The sequence below is a fragment of the Clostridium senegalense JC122 genome, from assembly GCF_000285575.1.
Lineage (GTDB): Bacteria > Bacillota > Clostridia > Clostridiales > Clostridiaceae > Clostridium_J > Clostridium_J senegalense.
Genome location: NZ_HE611050.1, coordinates 1609999 through 1625200 on the forward strand (window position 1 = coordinate 1609999; position 15202 = coordinate 1625200).

The 15202-nt window shown below is 25.9% G+C and carries 17 protein-coding genes; 6 read left to right on the top strand and 11 right to left on the bottom strand.

The features are described from left to right. Positions 1 to 974 precede the first annotated feature (974 nt). Complete coding sequence (locus CSGHG_RS08085) at positions 975 to 1217, top strand: AbrB/MazE/SpoVT family DNA-binding domain-containing protein (protein ID WP_010293985.1); 243 nt, start codon at positions 975 to 977, stop codon at positions 1215 to 1217. A 204-nt stretch (positions 1218 to 1421) separates the two neighbouring features. Here the strand turns inward: CSGHG_RS08085 and CSGHG_RS08090 are convergent, their stop codons facing one another. The 3 genes from CSGHG_RS08090 to CSGHG_RS08100 all read right to left on the bottom strand — a co-directional run bounded on the left by CSGHG_RS08090 (position 1422) and on the right by CSGHG_RS08100 (position 4393). Continuing rightward, positions 1422 to 2609, bottom strand: coding sequence for a C40 family peptidase (locus tag CSGHG_RS08090; RefSeq protein WP_010293988.1), 1188 nt, complete (start codon positions 2607 to 2609; stop codon positions 1422 to 1424). A gap of 173 nt (positions 2610 to 2782) precedes the next feature. Further along, entirely contained in the window at positions 2783 to 3625 is an 843-nt protein-coding gene (rsmI, locus tag CSGHG_RS08095) for a 16S rRNA (cytidine(1402)-2'-O)-methyltransferase (RefSeq protein ID WP_010293989.1), read from the bottom strand. 24 nt (positions 3626 to 3649) lie between these two features. Next, a complete protein-coding gene (locus CSGHG_RS08100; protein WP_010293990.1) occupies positions 3650 to 4393 on the bottom strand; it encodes a tRNA1(Val) (adenine(37)-N6)-methyltransferase in 744 nt (247 codons plus the stop codon). 408 nt (positions 4394 to 4801) lie between these two features. Between CSGHG_RS08100 and CSGHG_RS08105 the strand changes: the two genes are divergently transcribed. From CSGHG_RS08105 to CSGHG_RS08115, 3 genes are all read left to right on the top strand, one after another. Then, positions 4802 to 5185: a CidA/LrgA family protein gene (locus CSGHG_RS08105; RefSeq protein ID WP_235700111.1), complete on the top strand. Its 384-nt coding sequence runs from the start codon at positions 4802 to 4804 to the stop codon at positions 5183 to 5185. Between the two features lie 4 nt (positions 5186 to 5189). Continuing rightward, positions 5190 to 5891, top strand: coding sequence for an LrgB family protein (locus tag CSGHG_RS08110; RefSeq protein ID WP_010293992.1), 702 nt, complete (start codon positions 5190 to 5192; stop codon positions 5889 to 5891). Positions 5892 to 5952: 61 nt separating this feature from the next. Continuing rightward, positions 5953 to 6612, top strand: a complete 660-nt coding sequence (locus tag CSGHG_RS08115; protein ID WP_010293993.1) for a type II toxin-antitoxin system VapC family toxin — start codon at positions 5953 to 5955, stop codon at positions 6610 to 6612. Positions 6613 to 6643: 31 nt separating this feature from the next. On the opposite strand, the gene CSGHG_RS21835 is transcribed toward CSGHG_RS08115, so the two are convergent. Both CSGHG_RS21835 and CSGHG_RS08125 read right to left on the bottom strand, forming a co-directional pair. Then, on the bottom strand, positions 6644 to 7312 hold the full coding sequence (locus CSGHG_RS21835; RefSeq protein ID WP_010293995.1) for a LysM peptidoglycan-binding domain-containing protein: 669 nt from the start codon (positions 7310 to 7312) through the stop codon (positions 6644 to 6646). A gap of 144 nt (positions 7313 to 7456) precedes the next feature. Further along, positions 7457 to 7708 (bottom strand): YkuS family protein, encoded by a 252-nt coding sequence (locus tag CSGHG_RS08125; RefSeq protein ID WP_010293997.1) that lies wholly within the window; start codon positions 7706 to 7708, stop codon positions 7457 to 7459. A gap of 192 nt (positions 7709 to 7900) precedes the next feature. Between CSGHG_RS08125 and CSGHG_RS08130 the strand changes: the two genes are divergently transcribed. After that, positions 7901 to 9193, top strand: a complete 1293-nt coding sequence (locus CSGHG_RS08130; RefSeq protein ID WP_010293999.1) for an NCS2 family permease — start codon at positions 7901 to 7903, stop codon at positions 9191 to 9193. 32 nt (positions 9194 to 9225) lie between these two features. Here CSGHG_RS08130 and CSGHG_RS08135 read toward each other — a convergent pair whose 3' ends face one another. From CSGHG_RS08135 to CSGHG_RS24855, 6 genes are all read right to left on the bottom strand, one after another. Further along, positions 9226 to 10140 carry a PSP1 domain-containing protein gene (locus CSGHG_RS08135; RefSeq protein ID WP_010294000.1) on the bottom strand — a complete coding sequence of 305 codons (915 nt, stop codon included), beginning with the start codon at positions 10138 to 10140 and terminating at the stop codon, positions 9226 to 9228. Position 10141: 1 nt separating this feature from the next. Then, a complete protein-coding gene (locus CSGHG_RS08140) occupies positions 10142 to 11080 on the bottom strand; it encodes a DNA polymerase III subunit delta' (protein WP_010294001.1) in 939 nt (312 codons plus the stop codon). 127 nt (positions 11081 to 11207) lie between these two features. Further along, complete coding sequence (locus tag CSGHG_RS08145) at positions 11208 to 11537, bottom strand: cyclic-di-AMP receptor (RefSeq protein WP_010294002.1); 330 nt, start codon at positions 11535 to 11537, stop codon at positions 11208 to 11210. A 173-nt stretch (positions 11538 to 11710) separates the two neighbouring features. Continuing rightward, complete coding sequence (gene tmk / locus CSGHG_RS08150; protein WP_010294003.1) at positions 11711 to 12331, bottom strand: dTMP kinase; 621 nt, start codon at positions 12329 to 12331, stop codon at positions 11711 to 11713. 16 nt (positions 12332 to 12347) lie between these two features. After that, positions 12348 to 13766 (bottom strand): aminotransferase class I/II-fold pyridoxal phosphate-dependent enzyme, encoded by a 1419-nt coding sequence (locus CSGHG_RS08155; protein ID WP_010294004.1) that lies wholly within the window; start codon positions 13764 to 13766, stop codon positions 12348 to 12350. Positions 13767 to 13907: 141 nt separating this feature from the next. Continuing rightward, positions 13908 to 13997, bottom strand: coding sequence for a sigma factor G inhibitor Gin (locus tag CSGHG_RS24855; protein WP_081496261.1), 90 nt, complete (start codon positions 13995 to 13997; stop codon positions 13908 to 13910). Positions 13998 to 14209: 212 nt separating this feature from the next. Between CSGHG_RS24855 and CSGHG_RS08165 the strand changes: the two genes are divergently transcribed. Then, positions 14210 to 15202, top strand: a 993-nt coding sequence (locus CSGHG_RS08165) for a zinc-binding metallopeptidase family protein (protein ID WP_010294006.1), incomplete at its 3' end; no start/stop codon positions are given.

The following is a 15202-nucleotide window of genomic DNA, read 5'->3' on the forward strand; positions in this document are numbered from 1 at the left end:
TAAGCCATTATCCAAGACTTTGTAAAACGCATGTGGAAAAAGTTGCTTTTTAATCCACATTATCCACAATATGCCTGTGTATAAGTTGTTATTTTTTTGTGGAAATAATTGAAATTCCTCCGTCAATTTATTGTATAAATTGTCTTTTCTATATATTATACATAGCATTATACTTCATATTATGATATAAATTTTGATTTTGTCGAATAAATTAAATACATTCTATAACATTTCATATAATTAAGGTTGACTTTTTTAATTTACCTTTTCAATATTTTATTTTACTTATGTACAATGATGTTTTATATTTAAAATCAAAATATAACAAGATAAACTAAATAATAAAGTATACTTAAAATTCTATTATAATCTTATTACTTATATATTAATTTATTTTAATAAAAGACGATTAATTTATTATTGATTAAAAATAAATTTCACTTAACCTTTCTATGATAAATATATTCAATTCTTAAATAATTATTATTAGTTTTTTTATATTTATTTTAATAAAATAATTTACTTTAAATTCCTATAACTTAAATTAATATTTACATAATATTTTTATTTTTTATTTTTTATAAATTTTTATTTTTTTAAGGATTTTCTTGTTTTATTAATCTTATTCTTTCTCTATTATTCTTTTCTTTTCGACATTTTTCACGTAAATATACATCTTATTACATTTGTTTTTATTTTTTACATTTATTTATTCTTTACTTTCAATTAGAATTAATAATAAACTCTTTAAATGCCTATATACCAATGTTTTTACTAATTCAAATATTTATATTTTTCATTTGAAAGCATATTGACATTTGTATAATATGGTAGTATATTAACTATAGATGGAATTTAGTAGAAATTTTGTAACTTTATAATAATATGTTATCGACATTCTCTGCTAAATATACATAGATTTTTCAATATATATGATTTTTTTGTCGAATATTTACGTTGGGAGGAACTTAATTATGAAATCAACTGGAGTTGTAAGAAGAGTAGATGAACTTGGAAGAATTGTTATACCTGTGGAATTAAGAAGAACTTTAAACATAGGTGAAAAAGATGCATTAGAGATATACGTAGATGGTGAGCAAATAATATTAAAAAAATATGAGCCTGCTTGTATTTTCTGTGGAGATGCTAGAGACGTTATAAATTATAAATCTAAAAACATTTGTAAAAACTGCTTAAATGCGTTAAAATCAGAATAATAATAAAAAGCACTAGAATTTCTAGTGCTTTTTATTATTTACATATTATTAACAAATTAATTTGCATTTTGTAATCTTTTCTTAACTTTATTCTTATTATTAAATAGTACAATTTAATTAAGCAAATATACCAAATCCTTTAATATAATAAATAAGAGTCACTATTAAAATGACTCTTATTTATATAATCTATATTCTATAAAATTATACTATTCTTCTTGCTGCACAATAACCAAATCCTAATGTAGATATTTTTACAACGTCACCTGTTTGAGGTGCATGTATGTATTGTCCTCCACCTACATATATACCTACATGGTCTATGCCACCTTCATAGCTAAAGAAAACTAAATCTCCTGGAGCTAAGTCTGTTACTTGTGAACCTTGGTTAATTTGAGTGTATGTTGTTCTTGTTATATCTATACCAAAATGAGCATAAACATATTGTGTAAATCCAGAACAATCAAATCCAGATGGAGTAGTTCCACCCCAAACATAAGGAACTCCTTGGAATTGCATAGCATAATCTACTATAGCTTGTCCAGTAGCACTTGCTGGTATTTCTGTTCCTCCACCGTTATTTGATGATCCACCATTGTTAGAACTTCCGCCATTATTAGAGCTTCCACCATTGTTTGATGATCCACCATTATTTCCTGAACCTTGAGAAGATGTTTCTCCTCCTCTTGATACTCTTTGTTGTTCTTGTTGTTGTGCTAAAGCTAACTCATATGCTTCCTTATCTGATTTTAGCTTTTCTAATTCAGCAGATGCTTTATCTTGCTCTTTTTTTGCGGCTTGAGATTTTTCATTATAAGCACTCTTTTGAGTTTCTAATTCTTTCATTTTTTGGTCATTTTCTGATTTTAATGCAACTAATTCTTGTTGTTTAGCTTCTAATGTATCTTTTTCTTTTTGTAATGCATTTTTCTTAGAAGTTAACTCTGTCATTAGTTCTTTATCATAATTTATTATTTGCTTTATATTCTCAAGTCTAGAAACTAATTCTGAAAATCCATTTGAGTCTAAAAGAACTTCTACATACGTATCCATTCCATTCATGTACATAGATCTCATTCTTTCTCTAAATAGATCCTCTTCTTCAGCCATATTTTTTTCTGTTTTTTCAACACTAGCAGCTGTATCTTTTATTGTTTTCTCTGTCTTTTCTATTTTGCTATTAGTTTCGTCTATATTCACCATTAAGTTTGATATTTCGTTATCTAGTTTTTGAATTTGTCCATTTATTTGGTCTAACTTTTCTTGAGCACTTTTATATTCATTAGCTTTAGCATTTATTTCACTATCACTTGGTGCTGCCATAGCTATGCTACTCATGCTTGATGTTGCAATGACCATTGCTGTAGCTATTGCTACTATTTTTCTATTCAAATCAAGATCCCTCCCCTATAAAATTTCTTTTTAATTATACCATTAAACCTATCAATAACTCAACATTTCTCAATCTTTTTGTTTTGTTTTGTTACAAAAACTTTACGTTTTCTTCATTGTTATGGTACAATAAGCCATTTAATCCAATAAAAAATATACTGTTTTGTAATTTTTTATATATCTATGGAATGTTTGTAAACTTCTGATTTATTTAATTTTCTATCTTTGGCTACTTGTTTTATAGAATCTTTTTTACTCAAGCCTTCCTTTATATATGATTTTATATGTTCTTCAATAGATAAGTCTTCCCACTTAGACATTTCTTCTTTTTCTATGTCTTCCTTGCTTTTTCCTTCTACCACTAAAACATATTCACCTCTTGGAGAATTTTCATTATAAAATTTAATAGCATCTTCTAATGGTAACCTTATTATTTCCTCATATAACTTAGTAAGCTCTCTACATATAGATATTTTTCTATTTCCTAAATGCTCACATAAAAATTCTAAGGTATTTAATAGTCTATGAGGTGCTTCATAAAATATTAAACTTTCTGTTCTATCTTTTAAATCTTCTATTATAGGCTTTCTTTCTTTGTTTTCTCTTGGTAAAAAACCTCTAAATAAAAATTTAGTAGTATCTAGTCCTGAATATACTAAAGCTGTTGTTATAGCTGTTGCTCCTGGTAAAACTTCAAAGCTTAAATTTTCCTCTATACATTTTTTCACTATAACTTCTCCTGGATCTGATATTCCTGGAGTTCCTGCATCACTTATTATAGCTACATTTTTACCTTCTTTTAGCATATCTATTATAGTTTCACTTTTCCCATTTTCATTATGCTTATGATAACTTATTAAAGATTTTTTTATTCCAAAGTAATTAAGTAGTTTTAAGCTTTGTCTTGTATCTTCACAAGCTATTATATCTGCATTTTTTAATGTATCTACAGCTCTAAATGTCATATCTTTTAAATTTCCTATGGGAGTAGGAACTAAATATAATTTTCCACTCATCTTTATCACCCTTTGCTTTTTTAATCAAATACTATCACTATTGTACATCTTTATAATTTCATCGCTATATGTTCCATCAGCATTATGAACATTTAGTGGGTCATCCCATTTTAAAAAAGCTCCTCCATCTCTTTGTCCTTCTACTAGCACAATATTAGGAGCTTTATTAGGTACAGGATGTACCATTCTCACTCTTTTAGGTTCAATTTTATGTTTTCTCATAACTGTAAATATATCAGCCAATCTATCTGGTCTATGTACCATGAAAAATCTTCCATTGTCCTTTAATAAAATTCTAGCAGCTACTATAACATCTTCTAGATTACAACAAACCTCATGTCTTGCTATAGCTAATCTATCCGTAGGATTTACAATACCTGAATTAAATAACTTATAAGGTGGATTAACAGTAATTACATCTGCTTTTTCTATTTTTTTAAGCATATTTATATTTGTTAAATCACCTTCTAAAAATTTAACTCTATCATTTAAGTTATTTAAATTAGATGTTCTATTTGCCATATCTACAAACTCTTTTTGAATCTCTATTCCTAATATATTTTTACATTCTGTTTTACCAGATATTATAAAAGGTATTATTCCAGTTCCTGTACACAAATCTATGACTCTATGATTCCTCTTAACTTTTGAAAAATTTGCTAACATCACTGCATCTACACCAAATCTAAAGCCTTCTTTTTTCTGTATAACCTTTATTCCCTTTAACTGCAAATCATCTAAAGTTTCATCACTTTTTATAATATCCATACTTAAGCCTCATTTCTAATTTAAATTAGTCATTATATACTTTTATATTATGTATACATACAACATACCATATTTTAATAAAATATGCTTTTTAGTCAATATCTATTTTAGTATTAAAATAAATATTTTAACATTAAATCTATTAATTTATAAAATAATATTAATAAATTTAAATTTAATTTTAAATTTATATTTTAAATTTCAAAATTAAAATGTTTACATATCATTTATTCGCATAATTAGTCTAAATTCCTCTTTAAAGTTTCAATACATTCGTTTTTTCTAAATTAAACTACATTATTTCTATAATATTATAAATTACTTCTCTTATTTCCATTAGTATATTATTTAAAAATGTAATAGAATATACATGGTATTGTATTTACTGTATATGTTACGGAAGAGAGCGTGATAAATTTGAAAATCTTAAAACAATTAGCAATTATATTTTTTATTACATTTTTAGGTGAAGCTGTTAGTAGATTACTTCATTTACCTATTCCAGGTAATGTAATAGGTATGCTTCTTTTATTAGTTGCACTACTAACCAATATTTTAAAAACGGAAGCTATCGAAGAGGTTTCTAATTATCTTTTAAATAACTTAGCATTTTTCTTTGTGCCTGCAAGTATTGGAATACTAGGTTGTTTAGATATATTAAAAGGCAGTGTTATAAAAATTTTATTAGTATGTGTTATATCTACAAGTTTAGTTCTTATTGTTACTGCTTACACAGTTCAACTACTTACAAAAGTATTAGAAAAGAAAAATATCATTAAGGAGGAACAATAATATAATGAAAGAACTATTATCAACACCAATTTTTGTTATGTTTTTAACACTATCTACATACATATTTGCACAATATATACAAAAAAAGACTAAATTAGTTTTATTAAACCCATTATTAATATCTATGGTTATTATAATGGCTGTACTAATAATCTTTAAGATTCCTCTTGAAGATTATCAAAATGGTACAAGCATGATAACATTTTTTCTAACACCATCAACTATAATTTTAGCAGTTCCTTTATATAAAAAGATAGAATTATTGAAGAAACATGCACTTCCAATATTTATTGGAATAACTGTAGGAACTTTTGTTGGAATGATTTCTATAATTGTATTATGTAAAATTTTTGGAATAAGTGGAAATATAGCATTATCATTAATACCTAAGTCAGTTACTACACCTATTGGTGTTGAAGTTTCAAAACAACTTGGAGGTATACCTGCTATAACAATATCAGCTATAATAATTACTGGAATAATTGGAGCTATATTATCTCCTGTTATCTGTAATGTTTGTAAGATAAAGCATAGCGTTGCTATAGGTCTTGGTATTGGAACATCTGCGCATGCCCTTGGAACAAGTAAAGCACTAGAGATGGGTGAAGTTGAAGGCGCCATGAGTGGACTTTCTATTGGAATCGCAGGACTAATAACAGTTCTTCTTAGTCCTATTATACTAAAAATATTTAACTTAATTATGTAATAAGTTAACACTTAATTTAATATGAATAAAATATACTATATAATTAGTGAAGGTATATTTTATGGAAATGATTTTATATCCTTTTAAAGGTGTAGTCTTTGATGAAAGCATCTCTATACTTTTGGATGCTTCATTTTTACTAAGTTTAGTATATGATGATGATCCAAAACACTCAGAGTGTATAGAGGTTCTAAGAAAAATTATGTTAGGCAAAAGTACCCTTTATATAACTTCAATAATCTCTTGCGAGGTTTTAAATCAGATTATGTATAAAGTATTTATGATAGATGTGCAGTATAAAATAACAAAGGCTACTCCATTTAATACTCCAAATAATATTAAATGTATTATATCTACTTTTAATAAATATGATAGAAAATCATTAAAAGAAAAACGAGCTTCTAAAGTTGTGGATATACCCTATAAAAAATATTTTGATAACTTATCTAAAAATGCTTTGAGAAAAAATTTGCTTAACATATATTATAAAACAGCTGTTAATATGCATACTCAATTAGAACATACATTAAAATTTAATTATCTAGATATTAATGATATTTGCATGATTAAAACAAAAGAATTGATGATGACTCATAATATTGCAGTTAATGATGCTACTATATTAGCCGCTGCCGAATGTTATAACATTAATTTTCTTTTAACTTTAGATAGTGATTTTCTATATGCAGATACATCATCTGTACAAATATTAAAAATTTAGCCTTACTAATTTTATTAGTAAGGCTCTTTTTTTATTTAGATGGTATTTCAAGTACGTCTCCTACTTTTATAGCATTTTCATCTTTTATGTTATTATGTTCTTTTATTTCTTTTACAGCTTCTTTTACAGCTACATTCGGCATCTTTTCTTGAGCTATACTATAAAGACTATCACCTTTTTTAATTTTATATTCCATTCCTGTTACATCTTTATTATCGCTGCTTTGTTTAGTTGTACTTTGACTTTCTAAAGCTACTTCATAAGGTATAACTATTTGTTGTCCTGAAATTACACTAGTACTATTTTTTAAATCATTTCTTTTTACAATAGTATCAATTACTTCTTTAGTATCAAAACTTGGCATATATGCTGAAGCTATACTATATAAAGTATCATTCTTCTTAATTGTGTATACTCCTTCTTTAACTTCTTCTGTTTTACTTGTACTTTTCTCCTGTTTTTTGTTTTCTTTTTGTTCTTCATTTGCTTTAGAATTATTCTTATTTTCTAAGTTATTTTTATTCTTTTCATTTTCTTTTTGTAAATTTTCTTTTGATTGCTTTTCTTCCATTTTTACATTTTTGGATTCATTAATAACTATTTCTTTTTCATTTTTACCAATAAAATTTACAGTTACTAGTACTCCTACTAAAACAACTAAGCATGTTGTTGTTGCTATTAACCCCTTTTTTAATTTCATATTTATTACACCTCTCTAAATTATAAATTCTATTTAAATAATTAACAAAAATATTTTTTTTATACACTTTTACCATATTTTTATTTATTTTATTTTAAAATATAAATAAAAACACTTAGAATAAGTCTAAGTGTTCTTATTTTTTTAATTATTATCTAATTGATTTTTTATTTCTTGTGGTGTCATTCCATCTGCATTAATCATTTGTGCCTTAACTTCAGTATCTTCTATACCCATAAAGTTTTCATTTTCACCAGTAATTATTACAGCGTCAAATTTATTTAAAAATTTAGATGTATTTTCTTTAGCTCCATCAAATTCTCTAACTGTATAACCTTCTTGATTTAAAAAGCTTTTTACTGGATTTAAACCCTTTTGTACAGCTACTTTCTTCATTATTTAACACTCCTTTATACTTTAATCCTTTTATATTATTCTCTGAGTGTACATAATATATTCAAGTTCAATTTATAATATTAAATTTATAATTACATTAAAAATTATAAATTTAAAGTTATTTTGTGATATAATTTTAATGCATCTTTAATAGATGTGGGTGGGCGAGGGAAAATAAAACGAGGTCGTAAAATGAACAATTTATTTAAACTTAAAGAGCATAATGTAAGTTTTAAAGGCGAACTTACAGCAGGCGTAACCTCTTTTTTTGCTGCAGTATATATAATCATAGTTAATGCTAGTATATTAAGTGATACTGGCATGCCACTTGAAGGGCTAATAATAGCTACTGCTTTGTCTTCACTTATCGGAACATTGCTTGTAGCTTTCATAAGTAATGCCCCATTGTTAATAATGCCTGGTATGGGTATTAATGCACTATTCACTTATACAATTGTTAAATCTATGGGCTTATCCTTTAATGAAGCATTAGGTGCAGTAGTTATTTCTGGAATAATTTTTTCCATTATAGCTTTTACAAAGCTATCAACTATAATTGCTGATGCAATACCTCAATCATTAAAAGAAGCTATTTCTGTTGGAATTGGATTATTTATTACTTTTATAGGTCTTCAAAAAAGCGGACTTATTGTAGGTAATGAGACAACCTTAATTGCATTAGGAGATCTTACTTCACCTTCAGTTTTAGCATTTTTAATAATTTTTGTATTAACTCTTTATTTATTTTCAAGGGATGTTCCCGGAGGTTTTTTAATAAGCATTATAGTTGGTACTTTAATATGTATTGGCTTTAGAATTGTTGATTTAAGTGGATTATCTTTTACAGGAATAGATTTAGGAAGTTATAAACAAATATTTTTTAATATGAGTTTTGCTAAAATATCTGATTCTTCATTTTGGATTGCAGTATTCTCATTAACTCTTGTTTTAGTCTTTGAAAACATTGGACTTTTACATGGTCAAATTAATGGAATGTTGAAAGCAGATTATAAATTTAAACCAGCATTAAAAGCTACTTCTATTTCAACTATAGTTTGTGGTATATTCGGTACTAGTCCCTCTGTATCAACAGTTGAAGGTGCAGCTGGAATTGCTGCTGGTGGAAAAACTGGACTATCTTCTGTAATAGCTGGATTATTATTTTTACTATCTTTACTATTCATACCATTTATAAAAATAATACCAGATGCAGCAATATCACCAATACTTATAATTATTGGTGCTTTAATGATGAAAAACATAGAAAATATTAATTTTAATAACTTTACAGAAGGGTTACCTGCATTTTTAATTATCGCCTTAATACCTTTAACTTATAGTATAGTTGATGGTATCGCCTTTGGGTTTATTACCTATCCTTTAATGAAGCTCTTTAAAAAGGAACATAAAGATGTTTCTATGCCTATGTATATAATTGCATTAGCATTTTTAGCTTATTTTATACTTCATTATTCAAGTATTTAAAATAAAAACAGGTGTATAACTACACCTGTTTTTTAATCTTCTTTAATTAATTCTTTTATCATATCATGTTCATGATCTTCTATCTCAGCCTCTAGTTCTTTTATGTCAACTTCATTAATGATATCTTCATAGCTACCTTTAACTAAAGTTATATCTTCTATTTTAAAATCTCTTAATTCATCATCTGAACCATCAACTTTAATTTTAACCCTAACGCTTTCTTTAACTACGCTGTTGCTTATAACTTCACCTTCACCATCTACTGTACTTACGATTGATCCTACTTTAGGTAATTTCTTTCTAGTTTCCTCATAAGTTTTTTGTTCATAGTTTAAACAGCACATTAATCTACCACATATTCCAGATATTTTTGTAGGGTTTAATGATAAGTTTTGTTCCTTAGCCATTTTTATTGATACAGGTACAAAATCTCCTAAAAATGTTGAGCAACAAAGTGGTCTGCCACATGGACCTAAGCCACCTTTCATCTTTGCTTCATCTCTTACCCCTATTTGTCTTAACTCTATTCTTGTTCTAAATACAGAAGCTAAATCTTTTACTAATTCTCTAAAATCAACTCTTCCATCTGCAGTAAAATAAAATATAACTTTATTATTATCAAATGTATATTCTACATCTATAAGTTTCATATCTAATGCATGTTTTTCTATCTTTTCCATGCATACACTAAAAGCTTCTTCCTCTTTTTCTTTATTTTCCTTATTTTTCAAAATGTCTTCTTCTGTCGCCTTTCTTATTACATCTTTAAGTGGAGAAACTATTTTTTTCTCACAAATTTGTCTTCTACCTATAACGCATTCACCAAATTCTACACCTCTAGCTGTTTCTACAACTACAAAATCACTACATTTTATATCTAACTCACCAGGATTAAAATAATATATTTTCCCAGCTTTTTTAAATCTAACACCTATTACAGTAACCATATTACACCTCCTGCAACTTTAATAACATAACATTAAATGCTAAAGCGCTATTTACATTTTTGTCTAAATTAACTCTTGTAGCATTTATTATACTAATAATATCATTTAATTGTTTAAAAGAAAACATACTTGCGCACATCTTTATTTCCTCGAATTTATCCTTATTTATTATAAGGTCTTTATTACCAATTTCTTTATATATTATTGCATCTCTTAAAAAACTTATCATAATATCAACTATATATTCAAATCTTTTCACATTACTTGTAAAAAACTCTTCTAAGGCAAATGTATCTTCTATATCCAAATGGTCTAACGTATTTATTATATTTATAACCTTATCTCTTATTTCATTAAATTCATCATCATTTAAAAGCATATCCACCCTTCCAGGTATACCTCTACTAAATTCTAAAAGAAAGTTTTCATTTTCTTCCTTTAATCCTGGATAAAAAACTTGTAAATATTGTAACATTTCTTCATCTTTTAATGGTATAAATTTATGTATTTGACAACGAGACTTTATAGTTTCTAAAATATTGTTTAATTCCTCACACAATATTATTATAAATATATTTTTAGGTGGTTCCTCAATGGTTTTAAGCAATGCATTTTGCGCTTGAGTTGTCATTTTATCACCATTGTGAATTATAACTACTTTTTTATCTGACTCATAAGGCTTTTTATTTATTTCTTCAATCAATTCTCTTACTTCGTTAACTCCTATAGATAACCTTCCAGCTTTTAATTTAAATTCAACTATATCTACATAATCTCTATTTTCACTTTTGCCAATTAGTTTAATTGCTATACTTTTAGATACTACACTTTTTCCTATGCCATCTTCTCCCCAAAATATATGAGCATGAGAAATAGTTTTTAAATCTATTGCATTATAAAAACTACTTATCATATCTTCATGTCCTATTATATTCTTCATACTAATTCCTCCTAAAATAAATGTGCAGTAAAATTTTATTTTACTGCACATATTAATTTAAGTTGTTTAAAAGAAAATTGTCTTGTTAAACATATATTATATTTTAACCAATAATTATTTTTACATTTTAAACCCTTAAAAATTTATCTACATCTACTACAAATATAGTTGCTCCTCCAATATCCACTTCTATTGGATATGGTACATATACTCCTGTAGATCCTGCTACTGGTGAAGGTGATGATACTATTTGTTTTCTTATTTTGCATATATCTTCTATTATTGATAATACCAAATTTACTTTTTCATCATCTACACCACACATCAATGTAGTGTTTCCTGCTTTCAAAAAACCACCTGTTGTTGCTAGTTTTGTTACTCTTAATCCATTTTCGGTCATAACATCAATAAGGTCTGGTGCATCATCGTCTTGAACTATTGCAATTACTAGTTTCATAACAATCTCCCCTTTATTTAGACTTTATAAAAATATCCATCTAAATTTTATATTAATAACCAAAATGTAAATTTATATAGGAATTTTTATAGTCTATTAATTTCTGTTTTCCATTTTATTCTAGTTATTATGATTTTATCATACCTACTATATAAATTTATAATTTTAAATAATTATTTAAGAAAACTTTCTATTTCATTAACAATTTTATTATGCACATAATCTAAAGTATTATTTCCATCTATAGTAACTATATTATTCAATTCTTTAGCCAATTGTTGATAGCCATTATAAACTTTTTTATGAAAATCATTACCGCAACTTTCTAATCTATCTAGTTTCCTTTGTGAACATTTTCGCTCTAAACCTTTTTCATATTCTACATTTATCATTAATGTTAAATCTGCTTTAATGCCATTTAAAGCTATATCATTTATACATTGCACTTCTTTTACCCCTATACCTCTTGCAATTCCTTGATAAACAATCGAAGAATATACAAACCTATCACATAAAACAATTGTTCCATCTTCTAATGCTGGTTTTATTACTTCTTCTATTAGCTGTGCTCTAGATGCTGCATATAGTAATGCCTCACATACACTACTCATTTCTGCATTGTTATTATCTAGTATTATATTTCTTATATTTTCACTTATTTTAGTTCCTCCAGGTTCTCTTGTAACTAAAACTTTATATCCTTTATTTTCTAAATAATTAGAAAGCATTTTTATTTGTGTACTTTTTCCACTTCCATCTGGCCCTTCTAATGCTATTAATAATCCCTTTTTCATATATTCCTCCAGTTTACTATTCCTCTATAATAGCTATATTATTGTTTTCTAAACCTAGTATAGTAACTTTATTATCTATATAATACTGCAGTATGTCTAAAGATTTTTTATCTATTATCTCTCCTGGCATAATTAATGGTATACCTGGAGGATATGGAACTACAGCCTCTTTACATATTTTATTTTGACATTTTTTATAATCTTTAAGAACTTGTTTTTTATGCAGAACTTCATAAGGATATAATTTAATATTCGGTATATGACATTCTAAAGCCTTTATATTTTTTTCTTTTAATATAGTTACATCACAATTTTTTAATTCATTATATAGATTTTCGAAATCTTTTTCTGTATTAAATGGAGAAAATATAGCAACTACATTTCTACAATCGCTTAATTCACACTGAATACCCTTTTCTCTTAAATAATCTAATAGCTTATGACCACTATATCCCTTATCTACATTTATTATAAACCTTGTTTTATCTAAAGTTAGTCCTTTATCTAAATCTTTCTCTGAAATTATATGAAATATACTTAACTTATTTATTTTTTTAGTATATTTATCACATAAATCTAATAATTCATTATAAAATTTTTCCCCATATTTTTGAAGAAAAAATCTTCCATATTCCATAGATGCCATTAATATATATGAAGGACTTGTACTTAAAAATGCTGAAACATAAAAATCTACAACATTTAAATCTACACCTTCATTTACATGCAAAAATGCTGTCTGTGTTAAACTTGGTATAGTCTTATGAGAACTTTCAACAACCATATCACAACCTAATTCCAGTGCATCCTTAGGTAGTCTATTATTTGCTTTAAAATGTGCTCCATGTGCAGAATCTACAATTACTTTCATACCATATAATTTGGCTTTATTAACTATGGTCTTTAAGTCATAACATACTCCATAATAATTAGGATATGTCAAAATTATACCTTTAGCATCTTGATTCTCTTCTATTGTTTTATAAAGATTGTCTATATCTATTGATAGCGGAGCATCATATATCTCACTTATATTATTTTTTATATATATAGGCTTTAATTTTCTCATTATTATTCCATTATATACAGATCTATGGCAATTTCTTTCGACAATTACCTTATCCCCCTCTTGGAAAGATGAAAATATCATAGCTAGGTTACCACTTGTACTTCCATTTACTAAAAAGTATGATTTTTTACTTTCATAAAATTTAGACAGAAGTTCTAAAGATTCTTTTATTATATTTTCTGGACTATGTAAATTATCAACTCCATCAACCTCTGTTATATCAAATTTTATTAAATTATTTAAAAACAATAATCCTTCATTAGTAATTTTATAGCCCCTTCCACATTTATGGCCTGGCATAGATAAAGGAACATTATCTTCATTTATATATTTTAAAATACCATCTATTAATGGCGTACTTGTCATTGATATTCACCTCTTTTAGTTCCTTATTTTTATAAATAAACTTATTTTTATACTATAATATATTTCTTATATATCCTTTAACTAATTTTTTTCTAATACATTTGTTATAAAATAAATAAAAATCTGTGTTCAGATCTGTATTTATAATTTTTTTTCACACTCCATACATATTTTTCTTCCATAAACTATTATACCATCATTTGACTTATTACATATTATACAATTACACATTTTATCCTCCCCAAATTAGCTTTATATACTAAGTAATATTTTAATAAACTTATTCATCCTTATTAATTATTGACTTGAATATAGCCATATATACAAGCTAATTTGCCCATATATAAAATGGTCTTGTATTTAATACTTTATATTATTAATGGGTATAATAATAATTGTTTATATATAATATAAAATTTTTAAAATTGGAAGGAGATTTTCTTGTGAAACAAAATGTTATAAGTTATTTATCAACTATAAAAAATGAAATTCTTTCAATAAATAGTTTTTTATATAATAACCCTGAAAAACCATTTCATGAATATAATTCTTGTAAATACTTAATAAATATTTTAAAAAATCATGATTTTAGTATAACTGAAAACTTTTTAGATATTAATACTGCTTTTAAAGCTACTTATGGACAGGGTTATCCTAAAATATGTTATATCTGCAAATATAGTGCGCATGAAACTTTAGGTCATATTTATGGGAATAATTCAAATGCAGCTATTTCTATAGGCGCTGGCATTGCTTTAAAAGAAATATTAAATAAAATGAATGGAACTATAATTATAATAGGTTGTCCTGGATTATACTCAAATGGTAGTGAAACAAAGATGACTCATGAAAATGTATTTGAAGACGTTGATTTAATAATCGCACCACACGTAGACAACGCAAATTCAGAAAGTGGAACTTCTATGGCCTCTATACCTCTAAAAATAGACTATACTTTAAATAAAACAGATAATAGATCCTTAGAGTTTTCATTATTTAATTTGCAAAGCTTAAATCAAATAGTTAGAAGCTCTTGTGATAAATGTTATATAGATAAGTTAAACATAGATATAAATAATAAAATTCAAGATAAACTAATTAATGAAACCTTTAAATTTCATTTAAAATCTCCTTGTATTAAAGAGGCAGAAATAATTGAAAATAAAATAAGAACTTATTTTACTAATTTAGATTCTATGTTAGATATAAAATATAATGTATGCCTATATGAATTACCTTGTAAGCAATTAATTTCTAATACTGTTTTATCTAGAATTTTTTCTCACAATTTAAAGGAATGCGGAATAATAAATATAGATGAACCTAAAACTATGGAATATTCATTAGGTATTGGAACTATAAGTCATACTACACCTACTATATATCCATCTATATCTATAACTGATAATACAAGTATCCATTGTCCTTCAACTGAG

What these genes read in the sequence shown, in the direction of transcription:
- CSGHG_RS24855 (WP_081496261.1), bottom strand. Translation starts at nt 13,997, where the DNA reads ATGTGTAATTGTATAATATGTAATAAGTCAAATGATGGTATAATAGTT.
- CSGHG_RS08130 (WP_010293999.1), top strand. Translation starts at nt 7,901, where the DNA reads ATGAACAATTTATTTAAACTTAAAGAGCATAATGTAAGTTTTAAAGGC.
- CSGHG_RS08100 (WP_010293990.1), bottom strand. Translation starts at nt 4,393, where the DNA reads ATGGATATTATAAAAAGTGATGAAACTTTAGATGATTTGCAGTTAAAG.
- rsmI (WP_010293989.1), bottom strand. Translation starts at nt 3,625, where the DNA reads ATGAGTGGAAAATTATATTTAGTTCCTACTCCCATAGGAAATTTAAAA.
- CSGHG_RS08110 (WP_010293992.1), top strand. Translation starts at nt 5,190, where the DNA reads ATGAAAGAACTATTATCAACACCAATTTTTGTTATGTTTTTAACACTA.
- CSGHG_RS21835 (WP_010293995.1), bottom strand. Translation starts at nt 7,312, where the DNA reads ATGAAATTAAAAAAGGGGTTAATAGCAACAACAACATGCTTAGTTGTT.
- CSGHG_RS08140 (WP_010294001.1), bottom strand. Translation starts at nt 11,080, where the DNA reads ATGAAGAATATAATAGGACATGAAGATATGATAAGTAGTTTTTATAAT.
- CSGHG_RS08145 (WP_010294002.1), bottom strand. Translation starts at nt 11,537, where the DNA reads ATGAAACTAGTAATTGCAATAGTTCAAGACGATGATGCACCAGACCTT.
- tmk (WP_010294003.1), bottom strand. Translation starts at nt 12,331, where the DNA reads ATGAAAAAGGGATTATTAATAGCATTAGAAGGGCCAGATGGAAGTGGA.
- CSGHG_RS08135 (WP_010294000.1), bottom strand. Translation starts at nt 10,140, where the DNA reads ATGGTTACTGTAATAGGTGTTAGATTTAAAAAAGCTGGGAAAATATAT.
- CSGHG_RS08155 (WP_010294004.1), bottom strand. Translation starts at nt 13,766, where the DNA reads ATGACAAGTACGCCATTAATAGATGGTATTTTAAAATATATAAATGAA.
- CSGHG_RS08085 (WP_010293985.1), top strand. Translation starts at nt 975, where the DNA reads ATGAAATCAACTGGAGTTGTAAGAAGAGTAGATGAACTTGGAAGAATT.
- CSGHG_RS08115 (WP_010293993.1), top strand. Translation starts at nt 5,953, where the DNA reads ATGGAAATGATTTTATATCCTTTTAAAGGTGTAGTCTTTGATGAAAGC.
- CSGHG_RS08125 (WP_010293997.1), bottom strand. Translation starts at nt 7,708, where the DNA reads ATGAAGAAAGTAGCTGTACAAAAGGGTTTAAATCCAGTAAAAAGCTTT.